At 54.3% G+C, this 2,175-nt stretch carries 2 protein-coding genes; both read left to right on the plus strand.

Features of this window, described 5'->3' with window-relative positions:
• The first annotated feature begins 167 nt into the window (after positions 1-167).
• Positions 168-1,562, plus strand: coding sequence for a tRNA uridine-5-carboxymethylaminomethyl(34) synthesis GTPase MnmE (gene mnmE / locus LZ24_RS03170; RefSeq protein WP_144682267.1), 1,395 nt, complete (start codon positions 168-170; stop codon positions 1,560-1,562).
• A 102-nt stretch (positions 1,563-1,664) separates the two neighbouring features.
• Positions 1,665-1,997 (plus strand): hypothetical protein, encoded by a 333-nt coding sequence (locus tag LZ24_RS03175; RefSeq protein ID WP_144682269.1) that lies wholly within the window; start codon positions 1,665-1,667, stop codon positions 1,995-1,997.
• The last annotated feature ends 178 nt before the right edge of the window (positions 1,998-2,175 follow it).

Consider the following 2,175-nt stretch of genomic DNA (forward strand, 5'->3'; position numbering starts at 1 on the left):
CAGACAGTTTGCCGCTTCTTTCGCACAGGCCTGCAAAGCTCTGATCCGAAACGATTGCAATGTCACTTGCAAATAGCCACGGAGCCTTGCAGCAGTACGAAGCTGCTGCAACTACAGTATTGGCAGTTCGGAATTAAATATGCTGAATAATTTTGACGGGATAATAGATGCCTCTGGACAATACAGAAACCATTGCCGCCATCGCTACCCCACCGGGAACCGGAGGGATCGGCATCATAAGGATCTCCGGACCGGCTTCCATAGGGATTGCCTGCCGCCTGTTTCACAGAAAAGGGATTGCCGGGCCCGCCGCTTCCCATGATCTTCTTTCCCACCGTCTGACCCTTGGGCACATATGCGATCCTGCCAGTGGGGAAATTCTGGACGAGGTGCTGGTGGTGGCCATGCGCTCCCCGAGGTCTTTTACCGGAGAAGACGTGGTGGAAATTCAGGCCCATGGAGGACCATGGCTTCTCCGCAGCATTCTTGCTCTGGTGCTGGATCAGGGAGCCCGTCTGGCTGAACCCGGAGAGTTTACCCGCAGGGCCTTCCTTTCCGGCCGCATGGATCTCACCCAGGCCGAAGGGATGATGGATCTGATTGAGGCCAGAACTTCAGCAGCCCGGAAAATGGGTTCCGCCCTGCTCCGGGGAGAGCTGGGTATGGAAGTTTCCCGCCTCAGGGAAGCCCTGCTGGAGCTTGCCACACGCATGGCAGCGGAAATTGATTTCCCCGATGATGTGGGGGATCTTGTGGATGAAGGGCAGGTGCTGCAGGATTTACAGGAATACTATCTGCCTGAGCTTCGCCGTCTCATTCGCATGGGGGAAAACGGAGTCCGGCTCAGGGAGGGGCTGCGCATTGTGATTGCGGGCCTTCCCAATGCAGGAAAATCTTCTGTCATGAATCGTCTGCTGGCCATGGATCGTTCCATTGTAACGGACATTCCCGGTACCACAAGGGATCTGGTGGAAGAACCGCTGAACCTTGCGGGGCTGCCCTTTGTTCTGACGGATACGGCGGGCATAAGGGATTCTTCCGACCCCATAGAAAGGATGGGTGTGGAGCGGGCCATGGAAAGCATCCGGAGTGCGGATTGTGTACTTCTGGTGATGGATGCCCGGCGGGGGGCAGACAGGGAGATCTGTCTGCTGGAAGAAACCATCCGTTCCTCTCCCTATCTGCTTGTGATGAATAAAAAGGATCTTGTGGATGACTGCGATGCCATTGCCCTTCCCTCTTCCTGGAAACCAGCGGCCCGTGTTTCCCTCTCTGCCCGTAGCGGCGAAGGAATGGACGCCTTGAGAAAGGCCTTGACAGATCTTGCGGGCTTTTCCGAGGTGCAGCATGCAGCCCTGCCCAACCTGAGGCACAGAGCTGCCTTTGAAAGGGCTGCTGAAGCCCTTGAAAGGGTCCGGGCGGGTATGCTTTCCGGCCACTTCTGGGATCTTTTATCCGTGGATCTGCATACGGCCATACAGGCGCTTGGAAACGTTCTGGGAGAAAATGCGGACCCGGATCTTTTGGACAGAATTTTTTCCGGTTTTTGTATTGGCAAGTAACTTTTTCTTATGTACAAAGCAGACAATAAAACTGTATTGACTCAAAAACCCATCATTATCTGTATCCATCAGCTTTAAAAAGCGGTTTTTATGGAGGTGGAAATGACAAAAATTCCCAGGAAAATCAAACGGGAACTGGAACATAAGCGCCTTGCAAAAACCAGCACGGCCATAGCAGGTCTTGCTGCTGCGGCATCCGCAGGGGCCGGAGTGGCCGCAGCAACAGCGGCACCTACGGGCATGGCCGCACTGGGTGTGGCCCTTAAACTTTCCGCTCCTCCCCTTATTGTTGCGGCTGCTCCCCTTGTGGCCGGTGTGGCCGTTGCCGCAGGAACTACCGCAGGACTGATCCGGTTTTACTCGTGGTATAAAGAACGGCAGGAAGAAACTTTGGGAGAAGGTTCAGATGATGGTCCGCAGCATCTTCTGGAATAAATCCGGAGAGAGAGGCGCAGGTCATGCTGAACTTTCCTTTGGAAAACCCTTTGAATGACGCAGGTAACTGTTCAGCACAGTTTTTCATATCATACCTGCAAGACAGATGCACAGGCTCCAGGCTATTTGCCCGTGACGCAATCTTATTCTTAGAGCTTCTTGCCCTGTGCGGAAGCGG

This window comes from Desulfobotulus alkaliphilus, from assembly GCF_007830435.1.
In the GTDB taxonomy this organism is placed as follows: domain Bacteria; phylum Desulfobacterota; class Desulfobacteria; order Desulfobacterales; family ASO4-4; genus Desulfobotulus; species Desulfobotulus alkaliphilus.